At 71.8% G+C, this 17,005-nt stretch carries 14 protein-coding genes; 12 read left to right on the forward strand and 2 right to left on the reverse strand.

The window, feature by feature from the left end:
* Positions 1-26 precede the first annotated feature (26 nt).
* Together NLX85_RS16950 and NLX85_RS33440 are read right to left on the reverse strand one after the other, a co-directional pair.
* Positions 27-707: a response regulator transcription factor gene (locus NLX85_RS16950; protein WP_254336203.1), complete on the reverse strand. Its 681-nt coding sequence runs from the start codon at positions 705-707 to the stop codon at positions 27-29.
* Entirely contained in the window at positions 704-2,050 is a 1,347-nt protein-coding gene (locus NLX85_RS33440) for a sensor histidine kinase (protein ID WP_254336205.1), read from the reverse strand. Before NLX85_RS33440 ends, NLX85_RS16950 begins: the two co-directional genes overlap by 4 nt.
* 128 nt (positions 2,051-2,178) lie before the next feature.
* Between NLX85_RS33440 and NLX85_RS16960 the strand changes: the two genes are divergently transcribed.
* The 12 genes from NLX85_RS16960 to NLX85_RS17015 all read left to right on the forward strand — a co-directional run bounded on the left by NLX85_RS16960 (position 2,179) and on the right by NLX85_RS17015 (position 16,953).
* Positions 2,179-2,757, forward strand: coding sequence for a hypothetical protein (locus tag NLX85_RS16960; RefSeq protein WP_254336207.1), 579 nt, complete (start codon positions 2,179-2,181; stop codon positions 2,755-2,757).
* Positions 2,754-3,857, forward strand: coding sequence for an HlyD family efflux transporter periplasmic adaptor subunit (locus NLX85_RS33445; protein ID WP_254336208.1), 1,104 nt, complete (start codon positions 2,754-2,756; stop codon positions 3,855-3,857). The genes NLX85_RS16960 and NLX85_RS33445 overlap by 4 nt, the downstream gene beginning before the upstream one ends.
* Positions 3,854-4,540, forward strand: coding sequence for an ABC transporter ATP-binding protein (locus NLX85_RS16970; protein ID WP_254336210.1), 687 nt, complete (start codon positions 3,854-3,856; stop codon positions 4,538-4,540). The genes NLX85_RS33445 and NLX85_RS16970 overlap by 4 nt, the downstream gene beginning before the upstream one ends.
* Positions 4,537-5,721: an ABC transporter permease gene (locus NLX85_RS16975; protein ID WP_254336212.1), complete on the forward strand. Its 1,185-nt coding sequence runs from the start codon at positions 4,537-4,539 to the stop codon at positions 5,719-5,721. The genes NLX85_RS16970 and NLX85_RS16975 overlap by 4 nt, the downstream gene beginning before the upstream one ends.
* Before the next feature lie 1,010 nt (positions 5,722-6,731).
* Positions 6,732-7,556 carry a glycosyltransferase family 2 protein gene (locus tag NLX85_RS16980; RefSeq protein ID WP_254336214.1) on the forward strand — a complete coding sequence of 275 codons (825 nt, stop codon included), beginning with the start codon at positions 6,732-6,734 and terminating at the stop codon, positions 7,554-7,556.
* Complete coding sequence (locus NLX85_RS16985; protein WP_254336215.1) at positions 7,556-8,872, forward strand: hypothetical protein; 1,317 nt, start codon at positions 7,556-7,558, stop codon at positions 8,870-8,872. Before NLX85_RS16980 ends, NLX85_RS16985 begins: the two co-directional genes overlap by 1 nt.
* Positions 8,869-9,978: a GNAT family N-acetyltransferase gene (locus NLX85_RS33450; protein WP_254336218.1), complete on the forward strand. Its 1,110-nt coding sequence runs from the start codon at positions 8,869-8,871 to the stop codon at positions 9,976-9,978. The genes NLX85_RS16985 and NLX85_RS33450 overlap by 4 nt, the downstream gene beginning before the upstream one ends.
* Before the next feature lie 98 nt (positions 9,979-10,076).
* Complete coding sequence (locus NLX85_RS16995) at positions 10,077-11,489, forward strand: hypothetical protein (protein WP_254336220.1); 1,413 nt, start codon at positions 10,077-10,079, stop codon at positions 11,487-11,489.
* Entirely contained in the window at positions 11,486-12,799 is a 1,314-nt protein-coding gene (locus NLX85_RS17000) for a hypothetical protein (protein WP_254336222.1), read from the forward strand. Before NLX85_RS16995 ends, NLX85_RS17000 begins: the two co-directional genes overlap by 4 nt.
* Entirely contained in the window at positions 12,796-13,839 is a 1,044-nt protein-coding gene (locus NLX85_RS17005) for a phosphotransferase (RefSeq protein ID WP_254336228.1), read from the forward strand. Before NLX85_RS17000 ends, NLX85_RS17005 begins: the two co-directional genes overlap by 4 nt.
* Positions 13,784-16,141 (forward strand): glycosyltransferase family 2 protein, encoded by a 2,358-nt coding sequence (locus NLX85_RS17010; protein ID WP_254336230.1) that lies wholly within the window; start codon positions 13,784-13,786, stop codon positions 16,139-16,141. The genes NLX85_RS17005 and NLX85_RS17010 overlap by 56 nt, the downstream gene beginning before the upstream one ends.
* Complete coding sequence (locus tag NLX85_RS17015; protein ID WP_254336232.1) at positions 16,138-16,953, forward strand: polysaccharide deacetylase family protein; 816 nt, start codon at positions 16,138-16,140, stop codon at positions 16,951-16,953. Before NLX85_RS17010 ends, NLX85_RS17015 begins: the two co-directional genes overlap by 4 nt.
* The last annotated feature ends 52 nt before the right edge of the window (positions 16,954-17,005 follow it).

Here is a 17,005-nt window from a genome sequence, read left to right on the forward strand (position 1 = left end):
GCGGCCATCAGGATGTCGCCCTTTACCTATCGGTCGTTGCCGATTTCCTCGTTGCCGATTTCCACCAGGCCGCACTCGTAGCCGAGGATGACGGCCTGCACACGGTCCCGCAGCCCCAGCTTCGTCAGGATCCGGCCGAGGTGCGTCTTGACCGTGCTTTCGGAGACAAAGAGGGCTGCCGCGATTTCCGTGTTCGACAGCCCCCGCGCGACCAGGGTGAGGACCTCGAGCTCGCGCTCCGTCAGCGCCGCCAGCCGCGCGTTCGTGTCGGGCCGAGGCGGGGTCTTGCCAAGGTAGTGCGCGAAGAGGCGGCGGGTGACGCTGGGCGCGGCCACCGCCTCGCCGGCGGCCACCACACGGACGGCGGAGATCAGGTCGGCGGCGAGCGCGTCCTTGAGGAGAAAACCACTGGCTCCGGCGCGAAGCCCGGCCAGCACGTACTCGTCCAGGTCGAATGTGGTCAGGATGATCACGCGGGCCGCGTGGGGGCCAGAGCGGATGCGGCGGGTTGCCTCGATGCCGTCCAAGCCCGGCATCCGCACGTCCATCAGGACCACGTCCGGCCGGCTACGGGCCACCACGTCCAAAGCCTGTGACCCGTCGGCGGCCTCCCCGACCACCTCGATGTCGCTGGTCTCCTCCAGCACCAGCCGGAACCCGGTGCGCACCAGGGTCTGATCGTCGACCAGCACCACCCGTAGTGTCATGGCTGTACCGGCGTGATCCCGCGCGCCTGCAGCGGCAGCGCCGCACACAACCGGAATCCGCCGCCCTCGGTCCGGCCGATCTCCAGTTCGCCCGCCAGCATGGCGACGCGCTCGGCGATGCCGCGCAACCCGTTGCCGCGCCCGTCCGCCCCGTCCGCCAGACCCGTGCCGTCGTCGACCACCTCCAGCAGGAGCCGGCCGGGCTCGAAGGCCAACCGCAGCACCGCGACGGCGCCCAGGCCCGCGTGCTTCAGCGTATTCGTCAGGGCCTCCTGCGCGATCCGGTACGCGGACAGATCGACCGCTGCGGGCACCACTGCGGGTACCCCGTCGACGTGTAGCTCGATCCGCATTCCGGCGGACCGCAACTGATCGATCAGCGCGGGCAGCGCACCGAGGCCGGGCAGCGGGGTGAGTCGCGCGTCCTCGGCCGGATCGGTGTGCCCGGCGGCGAGCAGCCGGCGCATCTCGGCCAGCGAAGCCCGTCCGGTTGTGATCACGTGCTGCAGCGCGGTGGCGGCGCGGTCCGGATGCCGGTCCAGCGCGGCGGACGCGCCCTGCGCCTGCACCACCATCACCGAAATCCCGTGCGCCACCACGTCGTGCAACTCCCGGGTGATCCGCGCGCGCTCAACCGCGACCGCCAGCGCCGCCCGTTGCCGCTCCTCCCGAGCCAGGTCGGCGGTCCGCTGCTCGACCGCGGCCAGGTGCGCGCGCCGGCTGCGCATCGCGTCACCGACCGCGAACGCCGCGACCAGCAGCAGCCACAGCTCCGTGACCGCCTGGCCCACGGTGACCAGCCTGCCGACCGAGAACACCGAAGGGCGTCGTGGTCCCGTCCTGGCCACCTGCTTGGTTGACGCCCCCTGGACCTGCTCCGGTACGACCTGCTTGCCGGACCGGGCGAACTCCTGCTGTTCGACATAGATCCGGCCGCCCACCATGGCCGCATAGGTCAGGAGCATGGCGAGCGCGAGCACGGCGAGCGAGACCCGCCGGTTCCGGGCCACCCCGGCGACGGTGTACAGCACCAGCGGAAGCGCCAGATCGAGCAGCTGGAACCTGGCGTCGGTGAACAGATGGCCGAACGTCCCGGCCCCGGTGAGGACCAAGGCCAGCGGGGGATGCTGTTGTCTGACAAGTAGGCCGAGAACGATCAGTGCGGCGAACACCCACCAGGAGCGGCCCCCCTGGAGAGCCATCTTCTCCACGTATTCTTTCCCGGCAGCCGGGTTCGTTCTGGCCACGAATTCCATCACCAGCCCGGGCCCCACCGTGAGCACGACCAGCACCAGCGCGAGAGTGGCGTCGGTGAGGAAGTGGCGCGGCACGAACCGGGGCACCCTCCCATGGTAGGGAGCGAAGGCGTCGCCAGCGTCCGACTCAGGTGCTACGTCCGTGGTACCGGCGGCCGTCGAAGGACCGACTCCGGTCCGACGAATTCCATCGCCCCGGCGGCCACCGTGAAGCCATGACCAGGACAACGTCCACAGTGTTCCTCACCGTACTGCTCGCGGTCGGGGCTGGGGCCGCCGGATGCGACCGCGGCGGTTCTGCCTCCGGGGCGTCGAGCCCGTCGGCGTCCGCCTCGGTGGGCCGGCAGCAACTCCTCGCCCTCGGCCAGGAGTGGGTCCAGTGCCTGCGCGACCACGGCCTGACCCGGATGCCGGACGCGGACCTCACCCCGGATGGGTACCTCCAATTTCCACCTCAGGGCACGTACAACTGGAAGGGAGACCTCCGCAACCGTCCGCAGGTCATCGAGGCGTGCAAGTCAATCGAGGACCGGTACCCTCCGACGGCGTTCCGGCCCAAGGATCAGGTCTCGGCCGAGGACCTGCGCAAGCTCGCCGAGTACGCCAAATGCATCCGCGAGCACGGCATCCCCGAGTTCCCGGATCCGAACGCCGCCGGCGAATTCGACCTCACCGGAACCTCGCTGGCGAACGGTATCCCGCCCGCGCAGATGAACCCCGCGGCGCTGGCGTGCCGGCACATCTGGGGCGAAGGCCTCCGCATCCTGGACAACAACGGCGGAGGGAAGAAGTGAGCCGCCGGCGCGGGGCCGGCACCGTGCTCGCGGTCGCGGTGGCCGCGCCGCTCGCCGCTTGCGTGGCCTACGCTGCCCGTTCGGTGCCGGACGCCCCCGGCACACCCGCCGCTACGGTGGCCATCGGAACCGCCGAGGTCACCCAAGGCACGCTCACCGAACGCGTCCAGGTCGGCGGCGTCCTCGGATACGCCGGCTCCTACACGGTCGACCATCAGGGCGGGCCGGGTGTGCTGACCGCGGGGCCCGACTCGGGCGACACGATCGGACGCGGCGGCGTCCTCTACCGGGTGGCCAACGTGCCGGTCCGCCTCCTGCTCGGGGGTGTACCTGCCTACCGCGACTTCCGCTACGGAATGAGCGACGGCCCCGACGTACGCCAACTCGAGCGCAACCTGGTAGCCATGGGCTTCGACCCGTACCACCGGATCACCGTGGACCGGCATTTCAGCGCAGCCACGGCCGCGGCGATCCGGCACTGGGAGGCGTCCTGGGGGCGGCCGGCGTACCAGCGCACCGGACGGCTCGCCCAGGGCGAGATCGTCTTCCTGCCCACCCCGCTACGCGTCACCCAGCTGCAGATCCGGGTCGGCGGGACCGTCGGGCCCGGGACGACAGTGGTCACCGGAACGTCGACGAGCCGGGTGGTGACCGCCCAGCTGGACACCGCGCAGCGCAGCACCGTACACGTCGGTGACCAGGTCGAGGTAACCCTGCCGGACGCCGACCCGATCCGCGGTCGGGTCAGCGCCGTCGGTGAGGTCGCGACGACACCCTCCGCCGAGGCGGGCAACGGCCCCCCGCAGCCGGCGAGTCCCGACACGGCGACAATCCCGCTCACCATCGCGGTCCGCCTGCCCCGCGGCTCCGGCCTGGACCAGGCGCCGGTGACCGTCGAGGTCGTCACCGGCACCCGCCGCGATGTCCTGCTGGTCCCGATCGCCGCACTGCTCGCGCGGCCGGGCGGCGGTTATCAGGTCCGCCTGACGGGCGGCAGCGCGGTCCAGGTGGAACCGGGCCGCTTCGACGAGGGCACCGGCCAGGTGGAGATCGTCCGCGGCCTCACCGCCGGCCAGACCGTGGAGGTGCCTGCATCATGACCGCCGTCCTGGAGCTGATCGACACGCGTAAGGTCTACCCCGGCAGGCCGCCGGTCGAGTCGTTGCGCGGCGTCACCCTCACCGTGCACCGCGGCGAGCTGGTCGCCGTGGCAGGCCCGTCCGGCTCCGGCAAGACCACGTTGCTCAACCTCGCCGCCGGCCTGGACCGCCCGTCCGGCGGCTCGGTACGCATCGCCGGCCACCCGGTCGAGAAGCTGCGCGACGGGCAGCTGTCCGGCGTGCGTGCGCACCTCCTCGGGGTCGTCTTCCAGCAGTTCTTCCTGCTGGAGCGGCTGAGTGCGGTAGACAACGTGGCGACCGGCCTGCTCTACCGCGGGGTGCCGGCCGACGAACGCCGGCGTGCCGCCCACGTCGCATGCGAGCGGGTCGGCCTGGCCCATCGCGCCGACTTCCCCGCGGCACACCTGTCCGGCGGCGAGCGGCAGCGGGTGGCGATCGCCCGCGCGCTGGTCGGCCGCCCCGCCGTGGTGCTCGCCGACGAGCCCACCGGCAACCTCGACTCGGTCACCGGCGCCGAGATCATCGAACTGCTGCGCGAGCTCAACGACGACGGCGTCACCATCGTGGTGATCACGCACGACGAGCGGGTCGCGTCGGCGATGCGGCGCCGCATCCAGTTGCGGGACGGCCTGTTGGTCCGAGACAGCGGAGGTGCGTCGTGAGGTCTCGCCTGCGCGTCGCCGACCTGCTGCCGGTGAGCACCGTCGGACTGCGGTCGCGGCCCGGCCGGTCGGCGCTGTCCATCCTCGGGGTGGCGATCGGAATCGCGGCCATGGTGGCCGTGCTCGGCGTCGCCCGGTCCAGCCAGGCCGACGTGCTCGCCCGCATCGACCGGGTCGGCACCAACCTGCTCACCGTGGCCAACGGCAAGACCATCCGCGGGGAGGAGGCCAAGCTGCCAATGACCGCGGGCACGGCGGTGGCGCGTACCGATGGGGTGCTCACCTCGGCGGCGACCGCGACGCTCGACGAACGTATCTACCGCAACGACCGGATAGCGTCCGGGCGCACCGGCGGGCTGTCCGTGCGGGTCACCGACCCGGCGCTGCTCGCCACGCTGGACGGCGCCCTGGTGGACGGCCGCTTCCTGGACGCGGCGCTGGCCCATTATCCGGCGGTGGTGCTCGGTCACTACGCTGCCACGTCGCTGGGCATCCACCACGTCACCGGCCACCCACAGGTCTACCTCGGCCACCACTGGTACACCGTGGTGGGCATCATGGCGCCGGTCGAGCTAGCGCCAGAGCTGGACGCTTCGGCGCTGATCGGCGCGTCGGTGGCGGCCGACCAGTTCGGGTACGACGGCAGACCGACCCGGATCTTCGTGCGGGCACAGACCGAGCGCACCGACGAGGTGGCCGGCCTGCTCGGGCGGGCCGCCAACCCGGCCCACCCCGAGGAGGTAGCCGTGAGCCGGCCCTCGGAAGCGCTCACCGCCCGAATCGCGGTCACCGACGGAGCTACCATTCTGCTGCTCGGTCTCGGCGCGGTGGCGCTGCTGGTGGGCGGCATCGGCATCGCCAACGTGCTGGTGATCGCGGTCCTGGAACGGCGCGGCGAGATCGGGCTGCGCCGGGCGCTGGGCGCCACCCGGCGGCACATCGCGGCCCAGTTCCTGGTCGAGTCGCTGCTGCTGGGCGCGGGCGGCGGTGCTGCGGGGGTGTTGCTGGGCAGCGCGGTCACGTACGTGATGTCCGTCGTCCGCGGCTGGCAGATCCTCGTGCCGGCCGCCGCGATCGGCGCGGGACTGGCCGCTGCCATCCTCATCGGAGGGCTGGCCGGCGTCTACCCCGCTCTGCGGGCTGCCCGCCTCTCTCCTGCCGTGGCCCTGCGAACCGCTTGAGCGCCGGCACCCCGCAGCTTGAGGTAGCACGGATCCGGGCCGACAGCGCCCAGAAGGACGACTCGACGGCCCGGATCCGCGGCAGACGTGATCGAAGTGCACCACGGCCTGGCCCTCGCCGGGGCGTCGTCGCCAGCGGGGCAAGTCCGGCACGACGCGCAGTACACCCAGCCGCCCGGGGTGCGGTGCTGGGTGATGTCGGTGACCCACAGAGCGTCCGGCCGGTCGGCGACGAACGGCCGGTTGACCAGGTCCGCCGACGGTGAGGCGTGCGGGTCCGCATCGAAGGCACGCTCTCGCAGTGGCTGGTGACTGATCGTTGCTGACCCCGCGATGTCTTTGAGTACAGAATATCGAGCTCCGTTGACGGCCATTTGTGCGAGTCGACGCCTATACAGCCGACTGACCAGCGGAAATGTAAACCGCAGAGTGGACCTGCGCGGGGCGGAAACAGTCACTCCGGGCGATTACAGTAGGTCACTGCCACTGTTTGTCGCATCTGCCGCCGCTACTTCCCCGCCGCCTTCCCTTCCCGGTTCAGCCTCGAGGCGCCTTCGTGGACGCTGCGGACGCGACGACGGAAGAGGTCAGCCGACCGGCCCGGCCCGGGTCAGCCGGCGCGGACACACGTCGCTCGACCGGTCGTCCAGAATCAAGCGGTTCGTCATATAAATCCCGCATGTTCTCCTTTGCGCGGTGTTAGCTTTGCCCCCTGTTCATCTCGGCCCAAAGCGGCCAAATTAGCGCAAACCGGACACCAGGTTATAAACCGTTCAATGCTGCGTCGGCATCGTGGGGGAAGAGGAGCTGATGAGAAGTACATCGAAGGTCACCGCCGGTGGTACGCCGGAGACGGATCTCGCGCCGCGGAACGGCGTGACGGGGCCCGTCGGGGAGGGGATCAGGTGACCCTGAACCGGGACATCGATGCGCACGTGCCCAGTCTGCTGTCCGAGCCGCCGCTCCCCGCACCGTCCGGGCATGTTGACCGGCCACTGAGCATCCTGCGGATGCGGGAACGGCCCGAGGATGACGCCGGACTGGTCAACGGCCGCGAAGTGCGACAGACCGTGAGCGTGGTCATCCCGACGCTCAATGAGGAGCAGAACATCGCGTGGGTACTCGAGCGCCTACCGTCGATGGTCGACGAGGTGGTGCTCGTCGACGGGCACTCGTCGGACCGTACGGTCGAGGTCGCCCGCGCCATCCGGCCGGACGTCGTGGTGCTGACGCAGCACTGCCGGGGCAAGGGCGACGCGGCGCGGGTGGCGTTCGCCGCCGCCACCGGCGACCTGATCGTGATGATCGACGCCGACGGCAGCATGGATCCCGCCGAGATCCACCGCTTCGTCACTCCGCTCATGAACGGCTACGACTTCGTCAAGGGTTCCCGGTTTCTGGCCGCCGGCGGATCGACCGACCTGACGGCGCTGCGCCGGACCGGGAACCAGGTGCTGGTGCGGCTGACCAACACCCTGTTCCTCGTCCGCTTCACCGATCTGTGCTACGGCTTCTGTTCGTTCCGTCGCGACTGCCTGCCGGCACTCGCTCTGACCGCGCACGGCTTCGAGATCGAGACCGAGCTCGTGGTCCACGCGCTGAAGGCGAACCTGCGCATCGCCGAGGTGCCGAGCAACGAACTCCCCCGCCGCTGCGGCACCTCCAACCTGCGTACCTTCCGGGACGGTCAGCGGGTGCTCCGGACGCTCATCCGGGAGCGGATCGTACGGCGCCCCCGACCGGTGGTGGACCCGATCGACCACCGGGTGCTGCACCGATGGCAGCCACTGGCCGCCGAGCCGACCAACCCGGCGCTGAGCGAGGTGCCGCGGTGATGACCCGTCCCCTGCGCCGTGCCCGGCCGACGCGCACGTCCTACGCCTTGGCCCTACTGGTCGGCGTGCTGATCGGCGCCGGGCCGGTGCCCGGTGGGCTCGCCACGTCCGCCAGTGCGGCGACCGGCGACATCGGCTACGTCGGTCCGTCCACTGCGGGTGACGGCTCCGCGGCGACCGGTGAGAAGCCGGAAAGCAAGCTGTGGTGGAACGACGGCGCCTGGTGGGCGGTGCTCTTCCACACCAGCAGCCAGACCCACCACATCTTCCGGCTGGACCGCTCCACGCAGCAGTGGGTCGACACCGGGACCGTCGTCGACAACCGGCCGAAAACCCGGTCCGACGTGCTGTGGGACGGCACCAGGCTCTACGTCTCCTCGCACGTCCGCGCCAGTTCCTCCACGGGCGCGGCCTCCGGAAACCCGGCCCGGCTCTACCGCTTCAGCTACGACGCCGCAACGAAGACCTACTCCCGCGACACCGGCTTCCCGGTGCAGATCACCAACTACTCCAGCGAGACCCTCACCATCGACAAGGACTCGACGGGCGTGCTCTGGGCGACCTGGACGCAGGGCTCGAAGGTCTACGTGAACAACACCACGGGCGGGGACGCGGTCTGGGGCACGCCGTTCGTGCTCCCGGTCACCGCCGCCACCGCCCTGTCCAGCGACGACATCTCGTCGGTGGTGACCTTCGGCGGCACCCGGACCGGCGTGATGTGGAGCAACCAGGTGAAGTCCGCGATGTACTTCGCCGAGCACATCGACGGTGCGCCGCGCGAGACCTGGGACGTCACGCGTACGGCGATCCAGGGTCCGAACAGCGCCGACGACCACATCAACCTCAAGTCACTCCAGGCCGATGCCTCCGGCCGGGTCTTCGCGGTCGTCAAGACCGGACTCGACGACGCCGGCGCCTCAACGTCGGCGCCCTTGATCATGCTCCTCGCCCGGGACCCGTCGACCAGCGAGTGGTCCAGCTACCGGGTCGGGCGGATCAAGGACTGCCACACCCGGCCGGTCCTGCTGGTCGACTCCGAACACCAGACGCTGTACGTCTTCATGACCGCGCCGGACAGTGGGTGTCCCTACACGGGCTACCCGGGAACGATCTTCATGAAGAGCTCCCCGATGGATAGCATCGCCTTCCCCGATGGCCGCGGTACGCCGGTCATCAGGGACGCCCTCTCGCCCAACATGAACAATGTGACGACCACCAAGCAGAGCGTCACCGGCGCCACCGGCATGGTGGTCATGGCCAGCAACGACGCCACCCAGCGTTACTGGCACGCCGACCTCCAGTTGGGCTCCTCGTGAGCGTCGGAACCAGCCTGGAACCCGGCCTGCGGGGGGCGTCCGGCGACCCGCGACCGCTGCGGGTGACCAGTCCGGCGCCGGTCGACGTGTGGGAGCAGGTGCTCGCCTCCGCGCCGAACGCCCTGCCCAGCCAGACGCCGACGTGGCTCCGCTGCGTCTGCCTGGTCGAAGGCTACGAGGACGTCTCCCGGCTCTACGAGACGGCCGACGGACGGCGACTCGTCCTTCCGCTGGTACGGCGCCCGGGACTCGGCCCGATCCTCGCCACGGACTTCGGACTCCCGGTCGGCTGGGGACCGGGCGGGCTGGTCTGCGACGGTGGGGAACTCCACCCGGAGGACGTCCGGATGGTGGTCACCGACCTGGGGCGACGGCACGTGCTGAGCACCCTGGTCCGTCCCGACCCGGCGACGGCGGCGACCTGGGAAGCGGCGGTGCCCGCGAGCGTGCTCCGCGAGGAGCGGATGACGCAGACGCTCCCCCTCGACGGCGGTTTCGACGAGGTCTGGCGCAAGCGGTTCCGCAGCGACACCCGCAACCGGATCCGGCGCGCGGAGCGGGCCGGCGTCCTGGTCGAGTGTGACGACACGGGAGATCTGGTCCGGGTCTTCCAGCAGCTCTACCGGGAGTCCGTCGACCGATGGGCGCGACGCGACCGCCTCCCGCTGCCGCTCGCCCGGCGGCTGGCAGCCCGGCGGGAGCCGCCTCGGAAGCTGAGCACCGTCGCGGCCATGCTTGGCTCCCGGTGCCGGGTGTACGTCGCGTACCACGAGGGACGACCGGTCGCCGCAATCGTCGTGCTGCTCGGCGCGAGGACGGCCATGTACTGGCGCGGTGCGATGCTGGAGAAGCTCGCCGGCCCGGTCTACGCCAACTACCTGCTGCACAAGACGGCGATCGCGGACGCGGTCGCGGCGGGGTGCACGTCCTACAACATGGGCGACTCTGCTCGGGTCTCCTCGTTGGAGCTGTTCAAGAGCCGCTTCGGCGCTGTCAGCCAGGACTACGCCAGCTACCGGATCGAGCGGCTGCCGATCACTCCGCTGGTCCAGCGCGCCCGCGGTGGCGTACGGCGGATCCTGGCGCTCCGGCAGGTGCGGGAGTAGTGATGAGCCGTACCCCACGTCGCCGGCCAGGCCTGTCCCGGCCGGCTGGCCGCCGGTGGCTGGTCCTTTCCGCGGCCCTGACCGCGATCGCTCTGCTCGTGAGTTTCGACCGCCCCGCCTCGAACCCGCCGGACGACGCCGAAGGCCTCCCGATCGGCTGGGACGCGGCCGGATACGACTGGTCGGCGCCACAGAGCCACCGTCCCGACCCGGGCACCCTGTCCCTGGGGGTCACCCACACCCGCTACTCGATCGACGACTGGGGCAGCGCACCCGCCCTCGCCTCCGCCAAGGCCGTCCTGACGGCGACCGCCAGCTACCAGAATCAGCACATCCTCGGCTGGGGGGCGGAGAACCCGCAGCCGAGCCCGGGCAGGTTCGACTGGTCCTCCCTGGACCGGCGGATGAAAATGATCAGGTCGACCCGCGGCACCCCGGTCATCACGCTCTGCTGCGCCCCGGACTGGATGAAGGGTGGACGGCCCGGGGAGACCAACTGGAAACGGCTGGAGGTCGCGCCCCGTCCCGAGCACTACGCCGACTTCGCCGCGCTCGCCGCGGCGGTCGCCAGGCGCTATCCCGACGTGCGGCACTTCCAGGTGTGGAACGAGATGAAGGGCTTCTGGAACGCCGCCGGGAACCGCTGGGACTACGAGTCCTACACCAGGCTCTACAACCTGGTGTACGACGCGCTCAAAGCGGTGGACTCCACCATCGCCGTCGGTGGCCCGTACGTCGTCATCGACATCTGGGCGAACGCGAAGAACGCCAGTCACCCGTCAGCGCTCGCCGGCACCTGTGGTGTGGTCGACCAGCGCGGGCTCGACGCGCTGGACTACTGGCTCCGGCACAAGCACGGCGCCGACTTCGTCGCCGTCGACGCCGGGCTGTCCACCCGTGACCAGGGCACGATTACGGCGACCACCACCAGCGGCGAACTCTTCGGCGCGCTCACCCGATGGCTGCGTCAGCGGACGTCCCTGCCGATCTGGTGGAGCGAGTTCCACGTGGGCCGGGCCGATGCCGCCGGGCAGCAGAAACTGACCGCCCGGGCCGTCGCCGCCCTTCTGCACATGGCCGACCAGGGCGCGGCGGCGGCACTGATCTGGGAACCCCAGGGCGACACCGGGCAGCCGCACGCGCCCGCGCTCTGGACCTCGACGAACGGCGACGGCGGGGGACGGCCCCTGGCGTACGGGGAGGCGGTCGCCCGGCTGCAGCAGGTGCTCGCCGGCCGGGCTGGACCCGACGCCGTCTCGTGGCCGGCACCGGAGCTGGGCCTGGCCTGGGGCCGGGAGGGCGTCCTCCTGGTGCACAACGCCGGCGACCGGATCGACCTTCAGATTCAGGGGCGGCCGCTGAACCTCGGGCCGTACGAGGTCCGGTACCTCCCGCTGCGGGCCGGCACACCGGTGGAGTTCGCGGTCCCCGGGCCGTCGGCGCCCACCGCACCGGCGGGTCAGTGCCTTCGCCTGACCGACGCGACCGCATCCTCGGCGGAGACACGATGAGCGGCGATGACATGACCGCGCCGACAGGGATCGCGGCCGCGGAGCGCCCGGCGCCGGAGCCGGCCGGACCGGCGAGGGCCGCGCACGGGCTCGCCCGGGCGGTGCTGGCCGGCCTCGACGACGCCGGCGTGCGCTGGTGCCTGCTGCGGGGCGGTCCGGAGGCGCTCACCGGCCCCGGAGACCTGGACCTCCTGATCGCGCCGGCCGATCTCGCGCGGACGGTGGCCGTCATCGAGACCCACGGCCTGATCCGCCTGGCCGGTCACGGCCGGGGCAGTCACCGGTTCTTCCTGGGGCTCGACGAGGCCACCAGCTCGTGGATCGAAGTCGACCTGGTGACCGAACTCGCCTACGGCCGCCACTTCGAGGTGCGCACTCCGGTCGCCGGGCAATGCCTGGACCGCCGGGCCCGCCAGGACGACGTGTGGGTGCTCGCGCCCGAGGACGAGTTCTGGGCGTTGCTGCTGCACTGCGTACTCGACAAGGGCACCGTCGCCGGCCACCACCTCCGTCGTCTGCGGCACCTGGAGGACCACGCCACGCTCGACGGTCCGCTCCCTCGGGCGCTGCCGGACCGGACGGCCCGGATGCTCCTTGCGTACTGGCGGGCCGGTCGTCCGGCGGCGCTGCCGTCCGTCCGCCGGCAACTGCTCGCCACCTGGTGGCGGGCCCGTCCGGCAAGCGCGGTGCGCCGTGTCGTCGGCTCGGCCACCTTGCGCGCGATCGAGCGGCCCTTGCAGGCGTGGAGTCGCCGGGGCGCGGACGTCGCCCTCCTCGGCCCCGACGGGTCTGGGAAATCCACCCTGGCCCAGGGCCTCGAGTCGACGTTCTACTTTCCGGTACGCCGGGTCTACATGGGGCTCTGGCCGTCGACCGAGACGCCGCGCAGCGTTGCCGAGCAGGCCGTACGCATTTCGCTGCGCCCGTTCACGGTGTGGCGCCGGTACCTGACAGCCCTGGGCCACCGGACCCTCGGCCGGATGGTGGTCTACGACCGGTACGTCTACGACGCGCTGCTCCCGCCGCGCGGGCCGCTGGTATGGCTCAAGTGGCCGTACTTCCAGCTGCTGAGCCGGCTCTGCCCGGCACCCGACGTGGTGCTGCTGCTGGACGTCCCGGGGTCGGTCATGTACCGCCGCTCCGGGGAGTACGACCCGGCGCACCTCGAGCGGGAACGCGAGCAGTACCGGCGGCTGCGCCGGCGAATTCCGCATCTGGAGCTCGTGGACGCCGACCGGGCACCGGAACTGGTGCTCGCCGACGCGCTCGGCCGGATCTGGCGGCACTACGTCGAGCGGAGGACGCGGTGAGGGGCGCGGTCCAGTGGGCGCAGCCGGTCCTGCGGGACCGGCTCGCCTCCTGGCTGCACCGGCCCGAACGAAGCTGGACCGCCACGGTCGCTCCCCGCCTGGTCGCCCGGGCGACCGCCACCGACGACACCTGGTGGCGGACCGAGGCCGTCACCTTCACCAGCACGTCCGTCGCCGTGGCGGCGGTACGGAGCCGCGGAACCGGCGGCCGCTACATGGTCAAGGTGCCCTGGACCCGCCGGGCCGTCGAGGGCCTGCGGCGCCAGACCGAGGTACTCGACCTTCTGCGGGCGGACCCGCGCCTGCCCGCCCTGCGCCCGGTCCTGCCGTACTGCGCGGCGCAGGGGGAGATCGACGGGCGCTACTACTGCGTGGAGGGGGCCCTGCGCGGCGCTCCGGCGAGCGGGATGATGCTGCGGCGTACCCGGCGGAGCGCGCTGCTCGCCTCCGCCGGCCAGGTCGTCCGCGACCTCCACGCGCAGACCCGGGAACGGACCCTGCTCGACCGGGCCGCCGTGACGGGGTGGGTGGACGCCCCGCTCCGGCGGCTGGAGGAGTTCTCCGCCCGCCACCCGCGCGGCGGTCTGCTCCTCGGCACGGTCCGGCGGCTACGGGAGGAGCTCGTGGTCGCCCTCGTCGACCGCACCGTTCACACCTCCTGGATCCACGGCGACTTCTGGCCCGGCAACCTTCTGGCGACCTCGGTGGACGGCCAGGTGACCGGAATCGTCGACTGGGACCAGGCCGCGGACCGGCAACTCCCCCTGCACGATCTGCTGCACCTGCACGTCCTCGCCCGTCGGCTGGCCCGCGGCGACGAACTCGGCGAGATCGTCGTCCACGCGCTGCGGCACGGCATCGACCGGACGCTCGACGTCCCCGCCGGCGAGGTGGCCGACTGGCTGGACGGCATCCCACCGCGCCCGGCCCTCCTCCTCTACTGGCTACGCCACATCCTGCTCTTCCTCGGCTCGGAAGGTGACCATGACGATCCACGCTGGGTCCGCAGCAACGTCGAACGCGTCCTCGTCAACGTCTGAGCCGATCACCGTCCTCACTCCGGAGACGCCGGCCGGCTCGGCTCCGACCGCGACCGTGGTCATCTGCGTCTACACCGAGCGGCGGTGGCGCCAGATCGTCCGGGCGGTCGGCTCCGCGTTGGCGCAGGACGTACCGCCGGCACAGGTCGTCGTGGTCGTCGACCACAACCCGGCGCTGCTGGAGCGAGCACGCGCCACGTTCCCCGAGCTGACCGTCGTTCCGAGCAGCGGCCCGCGCGGCCTCTCGGCGGCCCGCAACACCGGGCTGGCCCGGGCGACCGGTGAGATTGTCGCCTTCCTCGACGACGACGCCGCGGCGGAGCCCGACTGGCTGGCCCGACTGCTGCCGCACTACCAGGACGAGCGGGTGCTCGCGGTCGGCGGCCACGCCCTGGCGGACTGGGAGAAGGAACGGCCACGGTGGCTGCCCCCCGAGTTCGACTGGGTGGTCGGGTGCAGCTTCACCGGCCAGCCCACAGAGGTCGCGCCCGTGCGGAACGTCATCGGCTGCAACATGTCCTTCCGTCGGTCGATCCTGGACCGCACCGCCGGCTTCGACCCGGCGCTCGGCCGAGTCGGCCGGACGCCGGTCGGCTGTGAGGAGACGGAACTCTGCATCCGTCTCCGGCAGCTCGAACCGGACGGCGTGGTGCTCTACGAGCCTGCGGCCCGGGTGCGGCATCGGGTGACCGTGGACCGGGCGAAGTGGCGCTACTTCCGGCAGCGGTGCTTCTCGGAGGGCCGATCCAAAGCCGTGGTCGCCCGGCTGGTCGGCAGCGACGCCGGACTCGCCACCGAGCGCACGTACACCCGCCGTACCCTGCCCGCCGGAGTGCGCCGCGGCCTGCGCCAGCTTCGGCACGGCGACCCTGCCGGGCTGCTGCGCTCCGCGGCGATCGTCGTCGGGCTGCTGGTCACCGCCGCCGGCTACGTCTCGGCCCACGCCCGTCGCGCCTCTCAGGCGGTGAGCACGCCGGTCCCCCGGCGCCGGACGGGTCCGACGCCCGTGCGGGTGGTCACCGTCGAGCTGTCCGAGGGGGTGCCTGACGTACCAGACACAGGCGGGCCGGACGACACCCGGTACGGCGCCGCGCAGGTCCTGGTCCGGCTGCACGGGCAGCCGCTCGGGCTGGTCGAGGTTCCGCTGCCGGCCGGCGGGCTGGCTGCGCCGGCGCTCACCGCCACCATCCGGTCCCAGCTGTCCTCGGCGATCGACGCGCACCGGCGGCACGACGGCCTGCCCACGCTCGACCGCCTCGACGCCGAGTCGGCCGAGGAGACCGGCGGCCCCGGGTCGTGTCCTTCCCGTCGACGGGCGGTGGAGCAGCCCGCCTTCATCAGCGTGCTGGTGCCCACCTGTGGACGCACACCGCTGCTCGAGTCCACCCTCGACTCGCTCGCCGCGCTCGACTACCCCGACTACGAGATCGTCGTCGTGGACAACGCGCCGCAGGTCACCGAAACGGCGCGAATCGTCGCCCGGCACGCCGCCGACGATCCCCGCTTCCGCTACGCCGCAGAGCCGCGACCCGGCGTCGCGCACGCCCGCAACCGGGGGCTGGCCGAGGCTCGGGGTGCGATCGTGGCCTACGCCGACGACGACGTGATCCTCGACCGAGGGTGGCTGCGCAGCCTCGTCGACGGCTTCACCGACGACGTCGCCGCGGTGACCGGTCAGGTCCTCGCCCGGGAACTCGACACGCCGTCGCAGATCTGGCTGGAACAGTACGGTGGCTACGGCAAGGGCTGCCAGCGGCGGCGGTTCGACCGGGCCGGGTTCACCACGCTCGAGGCCGGAGCAGCCCGTCGGGTGGACCTTCCACCGCGATCGCTGCACCCGTACCTGCCCGGCTCGTACGGCTCCGGCGCCAACATGGCGTTCCGCAAGGATGCGCTGCTCCGGCTGGGCGGCTTCGATCCGCGGCTGCGCAGCGGGGAGGACATCGACGTCCTGCTGCGCGCCGTTTTGGCCGGACATGTGCTGGCGTACGAGCCGGGGGCCATCGTCTGGCACACCCACCGACGTGAGGTGCGGGCGCTACGACGGACCATGTACCAGTACGGGGTCGGCCTCGGCGCGGTGCTGACGAAATGCCTGGCGGACGACCCCACCACCCGACGCGAGCTGCTGGTGCGGCTGCCCCGCGGCGTCGCCTACGCCCTGCGGCCCGGCTCGGCGAAGAACGGCCGCAAGCAGAAGGGATACCCCGCCTGGCTGACGGCCGTTGAACTCTGCGGGCTGGCGCTCGGGCCGGTCCATTACGCCGCCGCCGCGGCCAGATTCGCAAGGAGCCGCCCATGAACCCGGCACCGGAGATCTCCGTTCCCGTCCTCTGCTATCACAGCGTCGGCGACCTGCGCCGCGACGGCACGTTGCGCTGGTCGGTGTCGCCGGGCGACTTCGACGAGCAGATGGCGCTGATCCGGGCGCGCGAGCGGACGCCGATGACCGTGAGCGACTACGCGGCCGTGCTGCGCGGGCTGGTCCCGCTGCCGCCGCGACCAGTGCTGGTCACCTTCGACGACGGCTTTCCCGACCTCGCCGAAACCGCACTGCCGGTTCTCCGCCGGTACCGGCTCACGGCGACGGCGTTCGTCATCGCCGCCCGAGTGGGCGCGACGCCGTCGCCGGACGGGGATCCGTCACTCGACTGGGACCAGCTGCGTGATCTGCACTCGCACGGGGTGGAGATCGGGTCGCACAGCCAGAGCCACCGCGCCCTCGACTGCCTCCGCCGGACCGAGGTGCGGCGGGAGGTCGCCGGGAGCCGACAGGCGTTGGAGGACAGGTTGGCGACGCCGATCCGGTCCTTCGCCTATCCGTACGGCTACCACAGCGACGCCGTGCGGACCGCGGTGCGCGCCGCCGGTTACTCCTCCGCGTGTGGCGTCAAGAACGCGCTGAGCCACCCGGGCGACGACGTCTTCGCCCTCGCCCGGGTGCTGATCGAGCGGGACACCGGTGTCGCCGGCATCGGGGCCCTGCTCGACGGCACCGGCTGGCCGCTGGCGTGGCACGGCGAGCGGTTGCTCACCAGGGGCTGGCGCGCGTACCGACGGGCCCGCCACCTGGTGCACGCTGCGCATCCCCGGCTGAGCCGGCCGACGGCGTGACCGCTGGGAGAGCACGAGGGACGGGAGGAGGGCTGATGTCGTGAGTGCCCAA

Origin of the sequence: Micromonospora sp. A3M-1-15 (assembly GCF_024213425.1) — a bacterium.
GTDB classification, from domain to species: domain Bacteria; phylum Actinomycetota; class Actinomycetes; order Mycobacteriales; family Micromonosporaceae; genus Micromonospora; species Micromonospora chersina.

Excerpts from the sequence above, each read along its gene's own strand:
- NLX85_RS16950 (WP_254336203.1), bottom strand. The coding sequence starts at position 707 with ATGACACTACGGGTGGTGCTGGTCGACGATCAGACCCTGGTGCGCACC.
- NLX85_RS16960 (WP_254336207.1), top strand. The coding sequence starts at position 2,179 with ATGACCAGGACAACGTCCACAGTGTTCCTCACCGTACTGCTCGCGGTC.
- NLX85_RS16970 (WP_254336210.1), top strand. The coding sequence starts at position 3,854 with ATGACCGCCGTCCTGGAGCTGATCGACACGCGTAAGGTCTACCCCGGC.
- NLX85_RS16980 (WP_254336214.1), top strand. The coding sequence starts at position 6,732 with ATGCGGGAACGGCCCGAGGATGACGCCGGACTGGTCAACGGCCGCGAA.
- NLX85_RS16985 (WP_254336215.1), top strand. The coding sequence starts at position 7,556 with ATGACCCGTCCCCTGCGCCGTGCCCGGCCGACGCGCACGTCCTACGCC.
- NLX85_RS17000 (WP_254336222.1), top strand. The coding sequence starts at position 11,486 with ATGAGCGGCGATGACATGACCGCGCCGACAGGGATCGCGGCCGCGGAG.
- NLX85_RS17010 (WP_254336230.1), top strand. The coding sequence starts at position 13,784 with ATGACGATCCACGCTGGGTCCGCAGCAACGTCGAACGCGTCCTCGTCA.
- NLX85_RS17015 (WP_254336232.1), top strand. The coding sequence starts at position 16,138 with ATGAACCCGGCACCGGAGATCTCCGTTCCCGTCCTCTGCTATCACAGC.